This is a genomic window from Massilia agilis (genome assembly GCF_024756255.1).
GTDB lineage: Bacteria > Pseudomonadota > Gammaproteobacteria > Burkholderiales > Burkholderiaceae_D > Telluria > Telluria agilis.
This window is the reverse complement of sequence record NZ_JANUHB010000003.1, coordinates 656528-678438: the sequence shown is the minus strand read 5'-3', so window position 1 is coordinate 678438 and position 21911 is coordinate 656528. Positions and strand designations below refer to the sequence as shown.

The 21911-nt window shown below is 66.6% G+C and carries 12 protein-coding genes; 3 read left to right on the top strand and 9 right to left on the bottom strand.

Annotated elements, in window-relative coordinates; translation table 11 throughout:
• The 6 genes from NX774_RS16625 to NX774_RS16600 form a co-directional block, all read right to left on the bottom strand.
• The coding region (locus tag NX774_RS16625) for a DUF4347 domain-containing protein (RefSeq protein ID WP_258823359.1) at window positions 1–5946 on the bottom strand (5946 nt) is incomplete at its 3' end.
• Between the two features lie 18 nt (window positions 5947–5964).
• Window positions 5965–6765, bottom strand: a complete 801-nt coding sequence (locus tag NX774_RS16620; RefSeq protein WP_258823358.1) for an efflux RND transporter periplasmic adaptor subunit — start codon at window positions 6763–6765, stop codon at window positions 5965–5967.
• A 26-nt stretch (window positions 6766–6791) separates the two neighbouring features.
• Complete coding sequence (locus NX774_RS16615; protein ID WP_258823357.1) at window positions 6792–8435, bottom strand: TolC family protein; 1644 nt, start codon at window positions 8433–8435, stop codon at window positions 6792–6794.
• Between the two features lie 325 nt (window positions 8436–8760).
• Entirely contained in the window at window positions 8761–9381 is a 621-nt protein-coding gene (locus tag NX774_RS16610; RefSeq protein ID WP_258823356.1) for a hypothetical protein, read from the bottom strand.
• A gap of 127 nt (window positions 9382–9508) precedes the next feature.
• Window positions 9509–11188: a DUF4214 domain-containing protein gene (locus tag NX774_RS16605; protein WP_258823355.1), complete on the bottom strand. Its 1680-nt coding sequence runs from the start codon at window positions 11186–11188 to the stop codon at window positions 9509–9511.
• A gap of 138 nt (window positions 11189–11326) precedes the next feature.
• Window positions 11327–12613, bottom strand: coding sequence for a serine hydrolase domain-containing protein (locus tag NX774_RS16600; RefSeq protein WP_258823354.1), 1287 nt, complete (start codon window positions 12611–12613; stop codon window positions 11327–11329).
• A gap of 118 nt (window positions 12614–12731) precedes the next feature.
• Here NX774_RS16600 and NX774_RS16595 point away from each other — a divergent pair, with 118 nt between their 5' ends.
• On the top strand, window positions 12732–13721 hold the full coding sequence (locus NX774_RS16595; protein WP_258823353.1) for an LLM class flavin-dependent oxidoreductase: 990 nt from the start codon (window positions 12732–12734) through the stop codon (window positions 13719–13721).
• Between the two features lie 109 nt (window positions 13722–13830).
• Here NX774_RS16595 and NX774_RS16590 read toward each other — a convergent pair whose 3' ends face one another.
• A complete protein-coding gene (locus NX774_RS16590; RefSeq protein WP_258823352.1) occupies window positions 13831–14421 on the bottom strand; it encodes an isochorismatase family protein in 591 nt (196 codons plus the stop codon).
• A gap of 125 nt (window positions 14422–14546) precedes the next feature.
• Here NX774_RS16590 and NX774_RS16585 point away from each other — a divergent pair, with 125 nt between their 5' ends.
• On the top strand, window positions 14547–16253 hold the full coding sequence (locus NX774_RS16585) for a M1 family metallopeptidase (protein WP_258823351.1): 1707 nt from the start codon (window positions 14547–14549) through the stop codon (window positions 16251–16253).
• A gap of 130 nt (window positions 16254–16383) precedes the next feature.
• Here NX774_RS16585 and NX774_RS16580 read toward each other — a convergent pair whose 3' ends face one another.
• Entirely contained in the window at window positions 16384–19155 is a 2772-nt protein-coding gene (locus tag NX774_RS16580; protein ID WP_258823350.1) for a M16 family metallopeptidase, read from the bottom strand.
• Window positions 19156–19312: 157 nt separating this feature from the next.
• A complete protein-coding gene (locus NX774_RS16575; protein ID WP_258823349.1) occupies window positions 19313–21049 on the bottom strand; it encodes an ArnT family glycosyltransferase in 1737 nt (578 codons plus the stop codon).
• Window positions 21050–21347: 298 nt separating this feature from the next.
• Here NX774_RS16575 and mepK point away from each other — a divergent pair, with 298 nt between their 5' ends.
• Complete coding sequence (gene mepK / locus NX774_RS16570) at window positions 21348–21908, top strand: peptidoglycan L,D-endopeptidase MepK (RefSeq protein ID WP_258823348.1); 561 nt, start codon at window positions 21348–21350, stop codon at window positions 21906–21908.
• Window positions 21909–21911: the final 3 nt, after the last annotated feature.

The window sequence follows — 21911 nt, the reverse complement described above, 5'->3', positions numbered from 1 at the left end:
ACTGAAGACGTAGTTGGTGTCCTCGGCCGTAGTGACTGCGCCACCAGTGCTGGTGGGGGCCACGTTGGCCGAGGTGATGGTCACGCCAACCGCCTTCGCATCCGTCAGGGAGCCATCCGAAACCGACACACTGAAGCTGTCGCTCTGGTCGCTGCCGTAGCTGTTGGCCGTGTAGCTCACCTTGCCGTCGATGACGTCCTGCTGCGTGAACGAGGTCGCAGCCGTACCGTTGACCGTGATGGTGCCCTTGCCCGGCGCGCTGGTGACGGTGTACGTCAGGCTGCCGTTACCGGTGTCGACGTCGCTCGCGCTCAAGTAGCTCGTGCCAAGCGTGATGGTCGCACCCTGCGCCACGGTCACCGGCGAAACCGCCAGCACCGGCGCATCGTTCACCGGCGTGACCTTGACCGTCATCGTCGCGTCTGCGGAAGCGGCGTTGGACTGGTCATACACCTTGTACGTGAACGTGGTGTACGGATTGCCGGAGGCGTCCGCCACCGGGACGAAGCGCAGGTGGCTCGCATTGATCTCAGCCACGGTCACGCTGGCGCTGGCGCCGACGTCCTGCCATGCACCGCTCACGTAGGCCTGCAGCTTGCCCGAGCCCGGCAGTGCCGAGATCTCGACCTTGCTCAGCGAGTCGCCGGCGTTGGTGTCGCTGAAGTTGAAATCGCTCGCACCGAACACGTAGTTCGTGTCCTCAAGCGTGGTCACCGTGCCCCCGGTGCTGGTGGGCGCCGCGTTGGTCGAGGTGATCGTCACCCCAACCGACTTCGCGTCGGACAATGCACCATCCGAGACCGAGACCGTGAACGTGTCGCTGCCCGCCGTGTTGGCGGTGTAGCTCACCTTGCCGTCAATGACGTCCTGCTGCGTGAACGAGGTCGCGGCCGTGCCGCTGACCTTGATGGTGCCCTTGCCCGGGGCGCTGGTGACGGTGTACGTCAGGCTGCCGTTGCCGGTATCGACGTCGGTCGCGTTCAGGTAGCTCGTGGTGAGCGTGACCGTTGCGCCCTGGGCGAGCGAAAGCGGCGCTACCGTCAGCACCGGGGCATCGTTGACCGGGGTGACGATGACCGTCATCTGTGCATCGCTGGATGCGACGTTCGACTGGTCGTACACCTTGAAATTAAAGGTCGCGTACGGGCTGCCGTACGCATTCGCGACCGGCATGAAACGCAGATGTCCGGCCGTGATTTCGGAAGTGCTGACCATGGTGCTGGCGCCGGTCACATCCTGCCAGGCGCCACTGACGTAGGTCTGCAGCTTGCCCGTTCCAGGCAACGTGAAAATCTCCACCTTGGACATGCTGTCGCCGGTGTTGAAATCGCTGAAGAGGAAATCCGCCGTGCCGAACACGTAGGAGTTGTCCTCGGTCGTCGTCACCGTGTTGTCGACCGTGGTCGGCGCATAATTGGTCGTGATGATGCTCACGTCCACCTGCTTGGCGGCGGTCGTATTGGTGCCATCCGAAACCGTCACCGAGAACGCGTCGCTGGTGGCGCTGCCAGACGGATTGGCGGTATAAGTCACGCTGCCAGCGTCGAGGTCCTGCTGGGTGAAGGTGACGGCGCCCGTCACCACCGTGCCGTTGAACTTCACCACGCCCTTGGTCGGATCGCTCGTGATCCTGTAGGTCAGGCCGCTGGACTGGGTGTCCGGGTCGTTGGCCAGCAGGTAGGCGCTCGACAACACGATCGACGTGTTCTGGTTGACCGTAATCGGCGCAACGTTGACCACCGGCGTATCGTTCACCGCAGTGAGCGTTACCGTGCGCGACCAGTTGATCGCCGCGGTATCGCTGCCACCCGAAGCAGTGCCGCCCGAGTCCCGCATGCTGCGGATCGTGAACGTACGGGTTGCGTTGTTGCCGTAGTTGGTCGGGTTGTTGCTGCTCGACTGGTAGGCAAGCCCTGTCACCAGCGACTGGATCGACGATGGCGACGCCTGTGCGGTGTCCACCGTCAGCGTCGCGGTCGAACCGGACAGGCTGACATTGACGCGGTAGCCGCTGGCCGTCAGCGTGCCGGTGCTGGAATGGTCGAGGTAGAGCGTGGTGCCATCGATGACGATCTGGTCGCCGTCGAACACGTTGGTGACATCGAGGGTGAGGCTGGTGATCGACTGCCCGCTCTCAGCCGACGCACCGCTGCCGCCGAGCGTGGCGGTGGCGGAGGAAAACAGGGTCGTCGCCGATCCCTTCTCGGTATAGCCGGAGGCGCCATTGGTCACTGTCAGGGTCGGCGCATCGTTGGTGCCCTTGATGGTGACGCGCACGAACACGTTGCCGCCCGCCGTGGCAACCTGGAAGCTCTCTTCGATCGACTGCCCTGCGACCAGGGCCTGCACTTCCGGCGCGCTGTTGTTCACCGTGTAGGTCCAGGTGGCGCCGGACGCGGCCAGCGTGCCGAGCGCGGACGAACCCAGGGTGTTCCCGAGCCAGGTCGATCCGGTGATGTTCTGGCTCAGCGTTCCGCTTGCCGACAGGTTGCCGCTGGTGACCGCATTATCCTCGATCACGGTGCCAATCAGGGTGCCGGTCGGAGCCGGCGCCGAAATCGTGATCGTGCCCACGGTGGCGGAAGCGGAAAGCGGGCCGCCGTAGCCGGTGTTGCCCTGGTCGTTGACCGCCAGGGTGAGCTTGGCCGTGCCGACCTCGCTCAGCCCCGGCTGGTACAGCACCTTGGTGTCGCTGGTGTTGGTCCCCGTGAGGATCGCGTTGATGTTGGCGAGGGTGCCGGTGAGGACGAGCGTGCCGGTGCGCGAGCCGCTGAACGTCACGTTATCGATGGTGGTCGCGGTGGTCACCCGCGTCCCGGCGTTGTACAGCTCCAGGATGCCGAGATCCACGGTCAGGGTGACGCGGACCGTGCCGCTGGCCGCGTCCACGTCGGACACCGAAATGCCCGAGTTCACGCCGCGGCCAAGAATCAACCCGTCGCTGATGGTGGCGCTGCCGACGGCGTAGCTGGCGCCGCTGGTGACGGTCCGGTTGAGCGAGGTCGCCGCGCCGCTGACCGCCGGCGCATCGTTGACCGCCTGGACCAGTACGGTAACCGCCGCCACCGTGGGATCGCTTGCGTTGCTGTCCGGGTCGGTGATCTTGAACTGCACGGTGCGATTGAGCGTGGAAGGCGCATCGCTCGTGTTCGAGAAGTTCACCGCGCGCACGACGGCGTTCACCTGGTCGGCAGTCACGTTGGAGCCGGTGAAGCTGACGGTCAGGACGTTGCTGGCAAAGGTGGCGGTGCCGACCTGCGTGCCGTTCACGCTGACCACGCCGCCGACAAGCGAAACCCCGCTTGCGCCCAGCGACAGCTGGTCCTTGCCGCTCTCGGGGTTGCCGCTGATCGTGACCTCGAGCTTGCCGCCGCTGAAGTTCCGGGTATCGAAGTCGCTGAACGTCGCGTTCGGGGCCAGGGTCACCGCGGCGCCGTTCTCGACGAACTGGTAATTGCCCGAGATGCCGGCCAGGGTCGGCGCGGTCAGGTTGATCGGCTGGAGCAGGCCAAGGTCGCGCCAGGTCTTGTCCTTGTCGCCCTTGCTCATGGTGCCGATGCCGCCGATATCGCCGTTGATCGAGTTATTCTGGGTCAGCGTCATCAGCACGAAACCCAGCGACGTGTTGGTCGATATCGACTTGCCCAGTGCCGCGACGCGCGACTGCAGTGCGCTGAACGGCAGCGAGAACGTCAGGTAAGCGTCGGTCTTGCCGTCGCCGCCGATGTCGGTCGTGCCGGTGGTGACGGACGTGTAGGAGTAGCTGCCGCTGGCCGCGACCGGCGCGGTGATCGAGGTGGTGCTCGGGCTCACGTTCAGGTCGGAGCCCGGCGCAAACGTCACCACGCCCAGACCGTTGTTGCGGCCGTCCACGCCGATGAAGATGTCCAGCTTGCCGTCGTTGTTGACGTCCACGCCGAGCAGCACCACGCCGGTGAACACCGGCACGCCCTTCGACAGGGTCGGGTTGCCGATGCGGACGCGGTAGTACAGCGTCTGCGTATTGGTGTCGTAGCCGCCCTGCAGCAGCGGCGCGCTCGAATTGCCGACCAGGTCGGTGTCAGCGGCGTGCGACTGGGTGTCGTTGTAGGGGTCGTAGTTATTCCCCGACAGGAGCGTGACGAATTTGCTGTCCGGCGAAGACAGGGTGTAGGTGGTCGTCACCGAGGTCTTCAGCAAGACGGTGGCCGCGCTGAAGTCGCTGCTGCCGCCGGAAACCGACGCGTTGACCACGCCGTTGGTGCTGACCGTGCCGCCCGCGTCAACCAGCTTGACCGACAGCGCTGGCGCGGCACCCGAGAAACCGCTGGCGGGCTTGAAGCGCAGCTGGTCGTTGACCCCAAAGGTGATCGCCGACGAGGCAGACGTCACGGCACTGATGTTGACCCAGCCCGATCCACTGTTGTACTGCCATTCGCCGGCGCTGGCATCGCGCGTGTACGAGACGATGGCGATACCCTTGAATGCATCGTTGTCGCTATCGCTGTACTTCGACAGGAACAGCGCCGAAACGGTCGCACCAGCCGGGTCGGTGTTGGTATCGGGGATACTCGCCAGGGTCGCGTCGCCCGATGCCGTCGGCGCGTGGTTGACCGGCGTAGCCGCGACCGTGAAATCGGTCCCGCTGACCGTCACGTTGCCGTTGGCGTCGGTCGCACGCACGTTCAGCCGGTGCGATCCGACCGACTGCGCGCTCAGCGTCACCGTCGAGCTCACGCTCGTGGCGGGAGTAATCGTCAGTGAATTCCATTGTCCCGAGTCGACCTGGTACTCGAGCGTGGACACCTTGGACGCATCGCTGGCCGTCAGGCTGAAGCTGGAGGTGGACGCGGTGCTGGTATTGGTGGTGGCCACCGTGGGCGCGGTGGTGTCCTTGACGATGGTGAAGGTCTGGTCGTTGGTGGCGCTCGGGCCGGCCGTGCCGCCCTGCGTCACATAGACGTTGAGGGTGCCGTCGGCAAAACTGCTCAGGTTGATCGTTCCGCTCCAGGTGCCGCCCTGCGTCTTGGTGATCCCCGTGATGGTCGATGTCACGGATGGCGTCCCGCCTGCCCCGGTGACCGTCACGTTGATGTCCCTGCCGGTACCGTTATCGACGGTGCCACTGATGACGACCGTGGTCAGGGTGTCGCTCGTGTTGACGACATTGTCCGTGCTGACCTTCACGTTGGCCGCGCCGAGCAGGCCGTCGTAATGGTCGCCGGTGAGCGCCGCAGTTTCGACGGTGCCGGTCTGCGTCTCGAGCGTCCAGTTGCCGCCGCGCGCTGCCGCACCGGTCAGGTCCACGGACGCAGCGACGTCGGCGCCGGTCAACTGCGACAGCCGGCTGACGAACTGCTGGCCATCGGCGCCGGCCGCCACGTCGCAACCGTAAATCAGGAAGTCGCCGTTGGCCGTGAGCGCGCTGCCCAGCCTGGCGAACTGCTTGTCGAAACCTTCGAGATTGGCCAGCGATACCTCGGTGCTGCCAAGCCGGATGCTGGCTTCACTGCCGTGCGTGACGAGATGGATCGCATCCACCGGCGCGTGACCGTCGAGCGCTGCCAGCATCTGCTGCAGGCCGTCGCGCGTGTGGTCCAGCACCACCACCTCCAGGCCCGGCTTCACCCCGGCCACCAGCTGCTGGTAGTTCTCGACGTTGTCCTCGATGAAAACGATCTCGTGGCGCGTGGCGTCGAGCGGCCCAGCCACCGCGACCGGCGCCTGCAGCGCCAGCTTGTCGATGCCGGCCCGGTCCGCGTCCACGGCGCGCTCGGCCGCCTGCGCGGCACCACGCTCGGCCGCTGCCTTGGCCGCCAGCACCGCATCCCCGGTCGCGCCGTCGAACATCACGCGCGGTTCGAGCGCGAGCGGCGCGGGCCCCCGCCCGCTCAGGGGCCGCCGGCTGCGCCGGGCAGGCTGCTCGATGGCGTTCAGGACGGGAGCGGGAGGCAGGGGCTTGTTCATGGTGGTGGTTTGTCGTTGTTATTGGGTGGACGGCGGTTGCAGCGCGACGCGGCCGCTCATGCCTGCGATGAGTTCCGGGAAGCGGCCGCTGATGGCGGCGGACAGCTTCACCGACTGGCTCACCGGATCGACCTTGGCGCCGATGCGCTGCACCTTGGCCGGGTAGGTCTTGTTGGTTTCGTCGATGTGCACCTGGAAGGCGTAGCCCGGCTTGAGCCAGGCCAGCCAGCGCGAGGGCACGATGAATTCGAGCTCGAGCACGGAGTCGTCGAGGATGTCCAGCAGCGGCTGGCCGGGCTGCACGTACTGCTGCTCGCGCGCCTTCTGCTCGGCCACCCTGCCCGCGAACGGCGCCGGGATCACGCACTTGGACAGCACCACGCTGGTGCTGGCCACGTCGGCTTTGGCCTTGGACACCTCGGCCTCGGACACCTGCAGCTCCACCTTGCCGACCGAGTTCAGCTCGTCCAGGCGCTTGTTGGCGGCGTACGTCTTCTCGGCCGCGGCCAGCACGGCCCTGGCCTTCTGCAGCTGCGCTTGCTGGATCGAGCAGTCGAGCGCAACCAGGGTCTGCCCGGCGCGAAAGCTGGCGCCCTCGGGCACGCCGATGCGGCTGATCTTGGCGCCGATCTCCGCGGCGATGGTGGTGTAGCGGCGCGGCGCCAGCTGCGCGCGAATGTCCTGCTTTTCCAGTGCGGGACGGTCGGCCGCGCGCGGCGCCGGCGGCTGGACGGACGCGGCCTGCGCGGCGCCGGCCAGCATCGACAACATGGCGGCGATGCGCAGCGCGCGGCTGCGACCGTTCTGGTGACTGCTCATGAAACTTCCTTTGTTACCGGGCGCCTTCAGTTGGAGGCGACCTTGATTTGCTTGCCGGGCCTGGCGCTGCGCGCGGTCTTGACCGGGGCCGCAGGCGCCGGCTGGGCCGGCTGGGCCGGCGCGGCGGCCGGGACTTCCTTCTTCATGCTGTCGAGCGAGGCGGCCACTTCACGGGTCAGCTGCTCGAGCGACATCGAGGTCACGCTGCCGATCACCGGCTCCATGCCCATGGTCGCCTGCACTTTGCCGGCCGCGCCCTGCAGCTGCGCGAGCGACTGGTAGCGGCGCAGCAGCGAGAGGATGGCGGTGGTGCTGTTGGCCACCTGCTCCAGCTTGCTCTGCGCCTCGGCCAGTTCGCGGTTCTTCATGTGCTCGGCGATCCTGGCGTCGGCCTGCCAGATCTGGTCGGCGCGCACGTACTGGCGATACGCGATCTGGTACTGCAGGCGCGCCAGGTGCACCTGGGTCAGCACGGTCATCTGGGCCGCGACGCGGCGCTGGTCGGCCAGCTTGACGCCGGCGTCGGCCAGGCGCTTTTGCGACGGTCCCGAGAACAGGTTCATCAGGTTGTACGACAGGTGCAGGCCGGCGTCATTCCAGCGGTTGTTGATCAGGTACTTGTCGGTGTCGTAGCGCAGGTCGTAGTTGAAGGCCAGGTTCGGGAACAGCTTGACCAGCGTGCGACGGGTTTCCTCGACCGCGATGCGGCTGTTGTAGAACTGCTCGCGGATGTCGGCGTTCTGGGTGACGGCCAACTCCTCCATGCGCTGCACGGGGATGTCCAGCACCGAGGTGTCCGCCTGGCCGGCCGGCTCGGCCACCTCGAGGGGTACGTCGAGCGGCATGTTGATCAGGCTGGCCAGCTCGATGCGGCCGGACGACAGCTCCTGCTCGATGCTCTCGAGCAGGCGCAGGTTCTCCAGCAACTGGCGCTGGTAGCGCAGGCTGTCTACGGGCGAGCGCAGGCGCTCGCTCTCGGCCTTGCGCGCGTCGTCCAGCGCGGCCTCGGCCAGGTCGATGGTGCGGCGTACGTCGTCGCGCAGCTTTTGCGCGCTCACGGTGCGCCAGAACGCGCTCTTCACGTCCTGGATCAGCACGTGCATGGCCTTGCGGCGGCGCTCGGCGGCGATGTTCACGCGGTCGGCTGCCTGCTTGGCGGTGATGTACGACAGGCCGAAGTCGAGCATGTTCCAGGTCAGGCCAAGGTCATACGCCGGCTTGCTGCGCTCGGACGAGATGAACGGGTGGGCCAGCGAGGGCTCGCCGGTCACCGAGTCCACGCTGCGCGTGATCAGGTCCGAATTGCGCCAGGTGTAGCCGGCGTTGGCGAGCACGCGCGGCAGCATGTCGAGGTTGGACGCGTCGAGCTGGTTCATCGCCAGCGCCTCTTCCATCAGGCGGGTGCGGCGGTCCAGGTTGTACTTGAGCGCGCGCGCGATCGCCTCTTCCATCGTCAGCTTCCCGCTTACCGGCGGCACGTCCTGGAAGGCCGCCGCGCGGTCGAGCGCAGTCTGCTTCTTGATCTCGTCGGCCGACAGCGGATGCACCTGGACGGTGCCGCAGCCGGTGAGCAATGCGGCGGCCAGCGCGATCGCGACGGCGCCGGCGATCTTCTTGGGGGACGGTGTGGAATGCGGGACAGTGCTGGTTGCAGATGGATGGGATGTCACAAGTTGGTCCGTTACACGTAAATGAAATATGCGCCGGGCTAAGGACCATGCGCCGGTGCGGCAACATGAGTCATCAGTTGCCGCTCGGCAAGTTGTTTAACTCGTGGGAATCAAGGGGAGGTACGCAGAGAATTCTAGTTGATGCAGGTTAAGAAGCGGCTCTTCTTGCCGACATCTTCGGCAAATCCGTCGCAACAAGACGACAAAGCTTTAAGCCCCGCGAAATCAATGGAAACAATGATTCTGCGTGGCAAGAGAAACGCAATAATTGGATAGAAAAAAGCCAGCCCGCAGGCTGGCGTTCCGTCACGACGACTGCTGCCGATCAGTAGCCGCGGCCACCGCCGGTGCTGGTCCCGCTGGTGCCGGTGCCGCTGGTCCCGGTACCGCTGGTGCCGGTGCCGCTGGTGCCGGTGGTGCCGCTGGTGCCGCTGGTGCCGCCAGAGGTGCCGCTCGTGCCGCCCATGCTGCCGGTTCCGCTGGTGCCCGAGCTGCCGCTCATGCCGCTGGTGCCGCTGGTGCCCGAGCTGCCGCTGGTGCCGCCCATGCTGCCGCTCGAACCGGAGGTGCCACTGGTGCCACCCGAGGTACCGCTGGCGCCGCCCATGCTGCCCGAGGTGCCGCTGGTACCGCCGGTCGTTCCGCTGGAACCGCTGGTGCCGCCCATGCTGCCGCTGGTGCCGCTAGCCTCGCTGCCGGTGGACGTACCTGCGTGCTTCTTGGATTTCTTTTTCTTTTGGTGCTTTTTGGTGGTGGTGGTGGTGCTGGTAGTGCTGGTGCCCTGGTCCCCGGCGCCCGTTGCGCTCTGCTGGCTGCCGCCTGCGCTTTGGCCGCTCGCGCTTTGGCCCGAAGTGCTGCTCGACTGTGCTTGCACGTTCACCGAACCGAACATCGCGGCGACGACAGACGCACCGAGCAGGGCCTTCAAGACTTTGTTCATATTCATATCGATCTCCTAATAGTTTCGGGGCAATCTCAACAATATCAAGCCGATAAAATCGAGGACGCCGAGTTTAGAACGGTCGATATAAAGACAGCGCGCGATAGCCTTGCAGAAAAATCCAGCACGCTCATCAAGCCCAGATCTTGTATTCGAAGCCTGCCGCAACGCCGACCAGCGCGGTGAAATTCTCCTGGCTCTCGCTGAAACCAAGCAGCACGCCGGCCACGGTGGCACGGCCCTCGTCCAGCGCCTTGACCCAGAAGTCGATGCCGCCGGCGTCCGGCGCGCGGTGCAGCACGTGCTCGTACATCTTGGTCACCAGCTCGGTGTTGGTGGGCGTTGGCCCGTAGGCTTGCCGGAATTCGTCCGAATGCACGAAGCCGTCCGCGATGGACTGGAGCGTGCTGCCGCCGTCATGCTGGCCGATCCAGAAACCGAGGCCCCCGGCGTCCGGCTTGCGATCGAACGCGGCTTGGTACAGGCGGTACACCTCGCCGGCATTGCCTTGCCAGTCGTAGGCCACGGCGACCTTGTCGCTGAAGTAAAGGCGGTCGATGCCGAACAGCGTGTCGTTGCCGTCCTTGCCCGAGCTGTTGGCCACGGCCACGCCGGCGTCGGTGCGCAGCAGCTCGTAGCTGGCGCGCGCATCGCGGAAGGTGACCGCGTCGCGGCCGCTGTAGCCGATGAAGGTGTCGTTGCCGGCCGATGAGGTGAACCGGGCATCGACGCCCGGGGCGCCGCGCATGGTGTCGCCGCCGGCGCTGGAAAAGCCGGTCATGAAGCAGTAGATGCCGGCGTCGCCCCCTGAGGGGTCGGCGTCGAAGGCCCGGACCGTGTACGCCCCGCCCGCCGCCAGGTTGACCGTGAAGTCGGTATCGCTCGCCACGGTCTGCCGGAACACCACGCTGCCACTGGCGTCGAGCAGTTCCATGCCCACCGCAACGCCGTTGCCGCCGGTGTGGACGAAGTTGAAGGTGAGCTTGCCCGCGGCCGGCACGTCGAGGCGGTAGAAGTCCTGGTCGCCGTGGTGCATCTCGGCTTCGACCACGCGCGAGAGCGGCAGGGCCTGGGCGTGCGCGGCGTCGGTGTCCGAGGCGCCGTCGTACACGGTGCCGGTTTCGTAGCTGAGCGAGGAGCTGAACGTGTAATAGCCACCGTCGCGGTGGTCGGCCGCGTCGGGATCGAGCACGCGCAGGTAGAAGTCGCCCGGCGCGCTCATCGTCGCGTCGAAGCTCGCGTCCTGCCCCAGGGTCTTGGTGGTCAGCAGGCGGCCCTGGTCGTCCAGCAGGTCCACCTTGATCGGCGCTCCGCCGGCGGTGCCCGACGGATGGCCGAATACCGCCTTCAGCTGGCCCGGCCCGGCCGAGACCTTGAAGACGTCCACGTCGCCGTTGCCCAGGGTGCCGACGATGCGGTCGGTGAGCAGCGCCGGCAGCGCGGTGGCCATGGTGTCGTTGATCGGACCGTCGTACACGGTGCCGGGCGCGGCGTCGAGCGAGGCGTTGATGGTGTAGGAGCGCGCGTCGTGCGCGTCAGTCGGGTCGCGGTCCTCGATCGTCAGCTGGTAGGTGCCCGCGGACGGCACCGTCGTCTTGAACAACTGGCTGGTCGAGGTCGCCTGTGAAAAGACGACGTTCTGCGCGGCGTCCTTGAGCGTGACCCAGACCTGCTCACCACCACTGCCGGAACCGGCCGGATCGGTGAATTTGATGGCGATCGCCCCGCCCTTGCTGGTGACCTCGAGCTGGTAATTGGCGCTGCCGCCGTTGGTCAGCGTGAACTGCTGGTCCTGGCCGAATACGATTGCCATGCTGTGCTCCTTTGGGGAAGTGGCTGCATGGCAATTATTGGAGAGGAAGGGCTAGAGGGAACTGCTGCAAGTCAAGGCTTGCAGCGTGTCCGTGCGGTGTTCTTGAGGAAACCCGTGGCGGGCGGGCGCCCGCCGGGCTCAACGCGCGGCGGCGACGGCGAGCGGCTTGACCGACGCGTAGTCGAACCCGCGCGCGGACTGGGCCGCGAGCGTACCCAGCTGGGTGTACAGCGGCAGCACATTGCTCTTGTCGTCCGGATACACGCGGTTGGACAGGAACACGTAGAAGGTGCGCGAGTTCGGGTCGATCCACACGATGCAACCGGTGAAGCCGGTGTGGCCGAAGCTGCCGACCGGGAACACGGTGCCGCGCGGGCGCACGGCGTACGGTGAATTGATGTCCATGCCCATGCCCCGCAGCGCCTCGATGCCGGCCGGCGACTGCGCGGTGGTCATCAGGCGCACGCTCTCTTTGCTCAGCACACGCACGCCATCGAGTTCGCCGCCGTTGAGCAGCATGCGGGCATAGCGGGCCAGGTCGCGGGCGGTGCTGAACAAGCCGGCGGAACCGGCCACGCCATCCATGCGGCGCGCGGTCGGGTCGTGCACCACGCCCTGCAGCAACTGGCCGCCGGCCACGTCGCCGTGCAACTCGCGTTGCGACGGGTCAAGCGGCGACTTGTGGGTCGGCGCGATCTTCTCTCTCGCCACCCGCTTGAGCGGCAGGTAGCCCGTGTCGCGCATGCGCAGCGGCGTGTAGATGTGCTGCTGCGCGAATTCATTGAGCGGCATGCCGGACAGCTTTTCGACCAGTTGGCCCAGCAGCACGTAGTTGACGTCGGAGTAGCGGAAGAACGTGCCCGGCTTGTTGGTCACCGGCAGCGAGCAGGCCAGCGCGTGGCCGGCCGCCGAACCGTGCCAGGCAGGCGTGGCCGGAATCCCCGACGGCAGGCCCGACGTGTGCGTGAGCAGGTGGCGGATCGTGATCTCCTGCTTGCCGCCGTTGGCGCACTCGGGGAAGTACTGGACCAGGCGCGCGTCCAAATCGATCTTGCCCTGTTCGGCCAGCAGCATCACCGACGGCGCGGTGGCGATCACCTTGGTCAGCGAGGCTGCGTCGAACACGGTATCGGGCGTCACGTTGGCCGCGCCCGGCTCGTAGCTCAGCGTGCCATAGCCTTGTTCGTACACGGCACCGTTGCGCTCCAGGTGGAACACCGCGCCGGGCAGCTTGTGCTCGGCAATGGCGGCGTTGATCGCGCTGTCGATCTGGGCGAAGCGCGCGGTATCGAGTTCGGTTTGCGAGACGGCCGGAACGACGGGTGCGGAGCCCGGCACCTGGGCGCAGCCGGCCAGCAGCGCGACCGCGACGGCGGCGAACGTGGTGTTGCGCTGCAGCAGCGCGGTCAGGTGGGATGGGCGCATGAACTGATCCGGTCAAAATTAACGTCGAGCAATAATAGGGAAGCCGTACTGACGGGTCAATCTTTACGGTCGGGGACGGGTGCGCACGCGAAAAAAAGGTTCGGCGTATCATGCGGCCATGATTCCATTTTCGATACTTGACCTTGCCCCAATTACCGAGGGCAGCGACGCCGCGCAATCCTTCCGCAACTCCGTTGACCTTGCCCAGCATGGCGAACGCTGGGGCTTCCACCGCTTCTGGCTGGCCGAACACCACGGCATGCCGGGCATCGCCAGCGCCGCCACCGCGGTGCTGATTGCCCATGTGGCCGGCCACACCTCGCGCATCCGCGTGGGCGCCGGCGGCATCATGCTGCCGAACCACTCGCCGCTGGTCATCGCCGAACAGTTCGGCACGCTCGAATCGCTGTTCCCCGGCCGCATCGACCTGGGGCTGGGACGCGCGCCGGGGTCCGACCACGTGACGGCGCGCGCGCTGCGCCGCAATCTCGCGTCCGACGCCGACGAGTTCCCGCAGGACGTGATGGAGCTGATGGATTACTTCGCCGACTCGCCGCGCCGCCAGGTGCGCGCGGTGCCGGGCGCGGGGCTGCAGGTGCCGGTGTGGATACTCGGCTCGAGCCTGTTCGGCGCGCAGCTGGCCGCCGCGCTTGGCCTGCCGTATGCGTTCGCCTCGCACTTTGCGCCGCAAATGATGATGCAGGCGATCGACCTCTACCGCGCGACCTTCCGGCCGTCAGCGCAGCTGGACAAGCCGTATGTGATGCTGGGCTTTAATGTGTTTGCCGGCGAAACTGACGACGAGGCGCAGTTCCTGGCAAGCTCGATGCAGCAGGCGTTCGTCAACCTGCGCAGCGGGCGGCCAACGCGGCTCAAGCCGCCGGTGCACGGCTACCTCCAAGAGGCCGCTCCGGCCGAGCGGGCGATGCTGGACCAGGTGCTGTCGTGCTCGGCCATCGGCGCGCGCGATACGGTTGCGGCCCAGGTCAAGGCCTTCATCGAGCGCACCGGTGCGGACGAGCTGATGATCACTTCCCAGATCTTCGACCACGCCAAGCGGCTGCGCTCGTACGAGATCACCGCCGAGATCCATTCAAGCCGGGGTTGAACGCGTGGGCAGACGAGCTGCCCACCCTACCGGCGGCGCAAGTTAACGTAGGGTGGGCAGCTCGTTCGGCTCGACACTGCCCAGCCTCACCCCACGCGTTCAACAAGCGCTAGGCTTCACCGGTCCCGGCTTGCAACGCGTTGATGAGGTGTTCGGTCGAGCGCACCCGCCCCATCGCGCGAAACACGTTTTGGCACGCAAAGTTGTGCAGATCCGCGTTCATGCTGCTCATCGCGTCTTCGGCAAACACCAGCTCATAGCCGCGGTCGAACGCCTCGCGCGCGGTCGATTCCACCCCGTAGTTGGTGGCGATGCCGGCCATGATGATGGTCCTGACCTGGCGCCGCCGCAACAACTGGTCGAGCCCGGTTCCGTAGAACGCACCCCACTGGCGCTTGGCGATCACGATGTCGGTCGCTTCCACACCGGCCTCGGGCACCAAATGCGACGCTTCCGGCGGCGGTGCGGGCGTGCCGGCCGGGCGCAGCGGCGCGTCGGCCGGCCGCGCCAGCATTTCGTTCACCAGCACGTGCACGTACACGACCAGGCCGCCACGGTTGCGCATCTCCTGCGCGAGCAGCACGCAGTTGCCCACCACCTGCTCGCCTGAATACGGCGCCAGCGCGCGTTCCACCGTGCTGTGCTGAAGGTCGATCATGACCAGCGCGGTGCGCGCCAGGTCGAACGAGATGTCTTCCATTGCATCCTCCCTCGCGCGCAGTATTCCCGATCCGCACAGGGCCTGGCGCACGCGCGTTCTTCCTTGCCGTTGTGATAAATTTCCCCGCTACATTATTAGGGGACCGGCCACGCCGTCAATACACCATGAACAAGAGCCTTATCGCCTGCGCCTGCCTGCTGCTGGCGGGCTGCGCCACGCAGCAGCCGCCGTTGTCCGCCATCACGGTCGAATCCGGCCTGGCGCGCCCGCCTGAACAGCTTGCCGTCGTGTTCGACAAAGCCGACTTGAAGCTGCGCATCGAGCCGGACACGCGCAGCATCCGCGGCGACGCCAGCTTGAGCTTCACCGCGCGCGAGCCGCTCGCGCGCATCGTGCTGGACCTGGACCGCAACCTGCCGGTTGACGCAGTAGAGGTGGACGGGCAAGCACTGCCGGCCGCCAGCTACGGCAATCCCGAGGGGCGGCTGGCGGTGCAGCTGCCGCACCCGGTAAAAGCCGGCGCGCAGGTCAAGGTACGCGTGCTCTACCACGGGCGGCCGCACGTGGCCAAGCGCGCGCCGTGGGACGGTGGCTTCGTGTGGTCGAAAACGCCGGACGGGCAGCCTTGGGTCGCCAGCGCCGTCGAGGGCGAGGGCTGCGACCTGTTCTGGCCCTGCATCGACCACCCGATGGGCAAGGCCAAAGTCGTCGAGGAACACTTCACGGTGCCGGCGCCGCTGGTGGTGGCGGGCAACGGCACGCCGCTGGGCATGGATGAAGCCGACGGCTGGCGCACATACCACTGGCGTGCGAAGAACCCGAGCACCTACGGCATCTCGGTGAACGTGGCGCCGTACGCGCTGCTGAGCGGCGAATATGCTAGCCGCTATGGCAACAAGATTCCGCTGGCTTTCTATTACCTGCCGCAGAACGAAACCAAGGCGCGCGAACTGTTCCGCGAGTTTCCGCTGATGCTGGATTTCTTCGAGAGCATGATCGGGCCCTACCCCTTCGGCGACGAAAAGATGGGCGTGGCCGAGACGCCGCACCTGGGCATGGAGCACCAGACCATCAATGCCTACGGCAACAAGTACGCGAAGAGCGAGTACGGCTACGACTGGCTGCTGCAGCACGAGTTCGCGCACGAGTGGTTCGGCAACCAGGTCACCAACCAGGACTGGGACGACATGTGGCTGCACGAAGGCCTGGGCAGCTACATGCAGCCGCTGTACCTGCAGTACTTGCGCGGCGACCAGGAATATTTCGCGAGCCTGATGGACCAGCGCAAACAGATCACGAACAAGGCGCCGATCGTGGCCGGCAAGCACAAGACCGAGGAGGATGTGTACGACGAGAAGCGCGGCGGCCCGGGCCTGGACATCTATTACAAGGGTTCGCTGGTGATGCACACGCTGCGCAACCTGATCGGCGACGCGGCGTTTTTCCGCACCGTGCGCAGCGTGGTGTACGGCACCGCCGAGCCGCGGCCCGGCAACTTCCAGCCGCGCTTTGGCACGACCGCGGAATTCATCGCAGCAGCGAACCAGGCGGCCGGGCGCGACCTGGGCTGGTTCTTCCAGGCCTATTTGTACCAGGCGGGACTGCCGGAACTGCAGGCGCAACGGCAAGGTGCACGGCTCGATCTGGCGTGGAAGACGGCTGGCGGCACGCCGTTCCCGATGCCGGTCGAGGTGCGGGTTGGCAAGCAACTGGTGACGGTGCCGATGGACGACGGGAAAGGCAGCGTGGAACTGCCGGAAGGGGCGACCTACACGCTGGACCCGCATTCGAAAATCCTGCGGCGCGAGGAGCACATCGAGGCGTTCCAGGCGTGGAAGAAGGCGCAGGCGAAGGGCAAAACCGGCAGCTAGGCCACACCCACGTCGTCCCGACGAAAGCCGGGACCCATGCTGAGCTGGTCATGCCGCGACCGCAGCCTGTGGCGGCGGTCTATGGGTCCCCGCCTGCGCGGGGACGACGTGCGTGGGGTGCGTGTCTGACTTACTTCACCAGGTTGCCATCCACATCGATCTGGTGCACCTCACCCAGGTTGAGCTCGCGGATGCCCGGCTCGATCTTGGACAGGTCGCCCACCACCACCCAGATCAGCCGGTTCGGCATCACCGAGCGCACCGCCAGCGCGTTGGCCTGCTCGGGCGTGAGCGCCAGTGCCTTCTCGGTCAGCGTGTTGTAGTAGTCCTCGGGCAGCTGGTACTGCAGGATGGTCTGGTAGGCGCCGGCCAGCTGGCTGGTGGTTTCGAACGATCCGGGCAGGCGCAGCGTTTCGTTGTCCTGCGCGGCCTTGAGCTCGGCCGCCGTGATCGGTTTGGCGCCGGCAATGCCGGTGTATTCCTTGACCAGCTCCTGCAGCGCGTCACGCGTTTTGTCGGTCTGCACCGGCGACACGCTCAGGAACGGGCGCTGGCCGACCGCGGACGCGATCTGCGTGCCCACGCCGTAGGACCAGTGCTTGTCCTCGCGCAGGTTCATGTTCAGGCGCGCGCTGAAGGTGCCGCCGAACACGTTGTTGACGAGCTGCAGCGGCACGGCTTCCGGGTTGTTGCGCGGCGGCGCGAGCTGGGCGCCGATGATCACGCTTTGCAGCGCGCCGGGCCGGTCCATCAGGTACACCACCGTTTTGGTCGGCTGGCCGACTTGCGCCACGTTCTTCTTCGGCACCTCGGCCGGCTTCCAGCTGGCCAAGGACTTCTCCAGCATGGGCTTGAGCTCGGCCAGCGTGGTGTCGCCGACCACCAGCAGCGTGGCGTTGTTGGGGCGGAACCAGGTCTGGTGGTACTTGACCATGTCCTCGCGCGTCATGCGCCGCACGGCGTCTTCGGTGCCGGTACCGGTGAACGGCAGCGCGTAGGCGTGGCCCTTGCCGTACAGGAGCGAGGGCAGCACACGCAGCGCCATCTGCTGCGGGTTGGCCTTCTCGCGCGCGATGGTGGCCAGCCGGTCCTTCTGCAGGCGCGCGAACTCGTTCTGCGGGAAGGCCGGGTGCAACAGCAGGTCGGCGTACAGGTCGAGCGCGCGGGGCATGGTCGCCTTGAGCGCGTTCATGTTCACAAAAGCGCCGTCCAGGTTGGTGCCGGTGTTGAAGCTCGCGCCCAGCGATTCGAGTTCCTCGCTGATTTTCAGCGACGAGCGGGTCGGCGTGCCCTCTTCCAGCATGCGCAGCGCGAGGCTGGCCACGCCGGGCATCGACGGCGCGTCGGAGGCATAGCCGCTGTCAACCAGCAGCGAGAAATTGACCACCGGCGCGGTGTGGCGCTCGGCCACCACCACCTTCAGGCCATTGGACAGGGTGGTCTTTTGCATCGGCGGCAGGCGCAGCGACTCGGGTTGACCCAGCGCCGGCTCCTTGCTGCGGTCGAGCTTGCCGGTGGTGGCCAGGTTGGCCGGGTACGGGTCCACCTGCAGCACGTAGTCGCCGTCGGCGAGCCAGTCGTTCATCGCCTTCTTCACCTGCGCCGGAGTGGCCGCCTTGATGCGCTGGAGATAGGTCTTGTAGCACTCGGGATTGCCGGTGAAGGTGGTGCAGCTGGCCAGCAGGTCGCTCTTGCCGCCGAAGCCGCCGACGCGCTCGACGATGCGGGTGTAGCGCGCCAGGATCGCGGTCTTGGCCAGCTGCAGCTCGCTGTCGCTCGGGCCGGACTTGAGCAGCGCGCGCAGTTCCTCGTCGGCGGCCTCTTCCATCTTGCGCACGTCGGCGCCGGGGCGCGCGGTCAGCGTCATGTCGAACTGGCCGGCGATCTCGCTCGAGTCGTCGCTGGCGCTGGCCGAGGTGGCGGTCTGGTCCTTGTACACCAGACGCTTGTACAGGCGGCTGGTCTTGCCGCCGCCCAGCACATGCGCGGCCAGGTCGAGCAGCGGTTCTTCCGGCGTGTTCGCGCCGGGGACGTTCCAGACGCGGTAGATGCGCGCTTGCGGCACGCGGTCCTGCACCACGCTGCGGTGGCTGCCGCTGCGCTTGGCCACCCAGGCCTGCTGGCGCGCCAGCGGCGGGCCGGCCGGGATGTCACCGAAGTACTTTTCGACCTTCTGGCGCGCCACCTCGGGCGTGATGTCGCCGGCCAGCACCAGCACCACGTTGTTGGGGCCGTAGTTGGTCTTGAACCAGTCGGTCACGTCGGTCATCGACGCGGCATCGAGGTCGGCCATCGAGCCGATCACGGTCCACGAATACGGGTGTCCGGCAGGCCAGGTGTTCTCGGTCAGCAGCTGGTAGGCCACGCCGTAGGGCAAGTTCTCGCGCTGGCGTTTTTCGTTCTGCACCACGCCGCGCTGCAGGTCGAGCTTCTTCTGGTCGAGCACGCCCAAGAGGCTGCCCATGCGGTCGCTTTCGGCAAACAGCGCATAGTCGAGCATCGAGGTCGGCACGTTCTCGAAATAGTTGGTGCGGTCGGTATTCGTCGTGCCGTTCAGGTCGGTGGCGCCGATGTGCTCCATCGCCGTGATGTAGGTCTTGTTGAAGTGCTCGCTGCCGGAAAACATCAGGTGCTCGAACAGGTGCGCAAAGCCGGTCTTGCCCGGCTTTTCGTTCTTGGACCCGACGTGGTACCAGGTGTTGACCGCCACCACCGGCGATTTGTGGTCCTCGTGCACCAGCACCGTCAGGCCGTTCTTGAGCACGAACCTGGTGTAGGCAATGTCGGGGATCGGGATGTCGTTCGAAGCGGGCCTGGCAGCCGCGGCGCCGCAGGCCGGCTGGGCTGCACAGGCCAGGGCCAGGGCAAGGGCCGCGAGCGCGCGGCTGACGGGAAAGTGCATGTCTCCTCCAGTTGAAGTCGCCAATGAACCGTCGGCGGCGCGGTGCCGCCTGCCGGATGATCATTATTGCAACTAACTTTTTGGAAACCCAACAACAATCGCCCGCTCGTGATGCTCCCGTTAAAGTGACGCAACACTCTGATGCGCCACGCATACGCTAGCGCGCATCGAACAGCACCATCTTCTCGCCGACCCATTCCGCGCGCCAGCGGCCGGGCCCGGCAAGGGCCAGGAATTCGTCGGCGCGCGCGGCCTGCACCACCACCGCCACCGGGCCGCGCGCGCGCGCGTGCCGGAACTCGTCGATGGTCAGGCAGCGCGCCACGCCATGGCGGGCGCAGCCGAACTGCAAGTCGCGGCTGGCACTGTCCACCAGCGGCACCGGCTGCCCCAGGTAGAACGGCAAGGTGGAGAAGGTGTCCTCGAAATCGCGGTAGATGAACACCGACCGCGACCCGCCCTCGTGGCCGGCCAGGATGCGTGCGACGTACACGCTGCTGTCGCGCGCGCCGCGCTCGCCCGCCACCTGGCACAGCGGCACCAGCGCGGCCGCCGACAGCAGGGCAACGGCGAGCAGCGCCAGTTCGCGCGCGCGGGTGGTGCGCTGCCGCAGGAACAGGCTGCGCCCGAAGATCGCCAGGCCCAGCGCGGCGGCGCCCAGCATGGCCAGCACCGGCAACGGCACGCTGCCGCTGAACGCGCCCGGCGCGGCAAACAACGCCAGCGCGGCAAGCCCGAGCGATACGCCCCAGCAGGCGGCCACCAGCCGGTCCGGCGCGGCCAGGCGCTGCGCCAGCTCGATGCCCAGCCACAGCGCCAGCCCCGGCAGCGCAACCATGAGGTAATAGTCGGCCTTGGCGGCGGACAACGAGAAGAACAGCAGCGGGAACAGCGTCGCCGCCTGGCAAAAGCGCACGATGGTGCCGCTGGTGCCGGGACTGGCGCCCCGCGCCGGCGCGAGCAGCAGCAGGAACGGGGTCCACGGCGCCAGCATCAGCAGCAGGCGCGGCAGGTAGAACCAGAGCGGGCCGTGGTGGTAGTCGTCGGGCTGGCGCTGGCCGAGGAAGCGCAGCACGTGTTCGTTGATGAAATAGAACCAGGCAAACCCCGGCTGCATCAACGCGGCGGCAAGGTGCCACACCCCGGCAACGAGCAGCAGGACGGCGATTGCGGCCGGGTCGAACAGGCGGCGCCAGCCCTGGCGGTCGCGCACGAGCAACAGGAACAGGGCCACCGTCCCGCCGGCCAGCGCCAGCGCCACTCCGCCCTTGTCCAGCACGGCCAATGCCAGCAGGAAGGCCGCCCAGCGCAGCGCCTTGCGGCTGTGCACCAGGTAGCTGTGCAGGTAGCACAGGAGGCAGCCGCCCAGCAATGCCGTGAGCAGCGGGTCGAACAGCACGACGTGTGCCACCAGCGCCACCGGCAATGCGCTGGCCGCGCCGACGCTGGCAAACACGCCGGCGCGCGCGTTGCCGTGCATCCGGGCAAACTGGAACAGGCCCACGGAGAGCGCCAGCATCGACCCGGCCGACACCAGGCGCGCCGCCGCCGGCGTTGGCCCCAGCAGCTTCATGGACAGGGCGCACAGCCAGTAGAGCAGCGGCGGCTTTTCGATGTAGGGCACGCCGTTCAGGTGCGGCACGACGTAGTTGCCCGTCTCCAGCATTTCGCGCGCGATCTCGGCGTACAGGCCTTCGTTGTTGTCGCGCAGCGGGAACGCGTCCAGCCCGTACAGGAAGAAGAACGCGGGCAGCAGCAAGGCCACGGCCACATAGGCGCTGCCGGCGGAAAGGCCCGGCAGCGCGAACGTGGCCGGCAGCGCGACCGCCCCGCCCTCGCGCGTGCGCAGCCGCTGCGAGGCCGTAAACATTTTCAGCATCCACTTGCGAAACATGGTCGCTCCCGTTCGCCTGCTCCGCACGCGGACGGGGCACGTCGACGGCGCGGACTGCCTCATCATCGGCGTGGGGGCGAGCAAGTCAGCAGAGCTAGATCAAACGCCCTCGACATCTGCCGCAAGGCGTACCGAGGGCCGGCGGGCGGCTGCGATTCCGTGCGATTCGCACGACGTTTCCTGAACGACTAGCAGCGGAGAACGCCCGCCGTTACTGAAGAAAAACAAAAGCGCCGCCTGCAGAATTTGGCTGCGAGGCGTATCATGGGAGATTGCTGAACCCGCGTGAGGAAGTACTATGAATCAACGCCGTTCCTTTTTGAAAAGTTCTGTCGTGATGGCGTCCGCGCTGGGCCTGCCGGCCCTGTCGCGCGCGGCCGACGTCACCGCTGCCGCCGCAGCCACTGCCGCCGAGAACGAGCGCACGCTTCGTTTCTACAACACGCACACCGGCGAAAGCCTGCGTACCATTTTCTGGGCAGAGGGCCAGTTCATCCCTGATGCCTTGCAAGACATTAACAAGCTGCTGCGCGACCACCGCAACAACCAGATCGCCCAGATCGACCCGCAGCTGCTGCTCCTGCTCGACAAGGTCAGCGCCCAGTTCGGCTCGCAAAACGTGCTGCACGTTATTTCCGGTTATCGCTCGCCGGCCACCAACGCGATGCTGCACGAACACAGCAACGGCGTGGCCAAGCACAGCATGCACATGGAAGGCCGGGCCATCGACATCCGCATGCCGGGCCAGGACCTGGCGCACCTGCGCAAGGCCGCCATGTCGCTGCGCGGTGGCGGCGTTGGCTATTACCCGGACTCGCAGTTCGTCCACATGGATACCGGCCGGGTCCGCTACTGGTAAGCC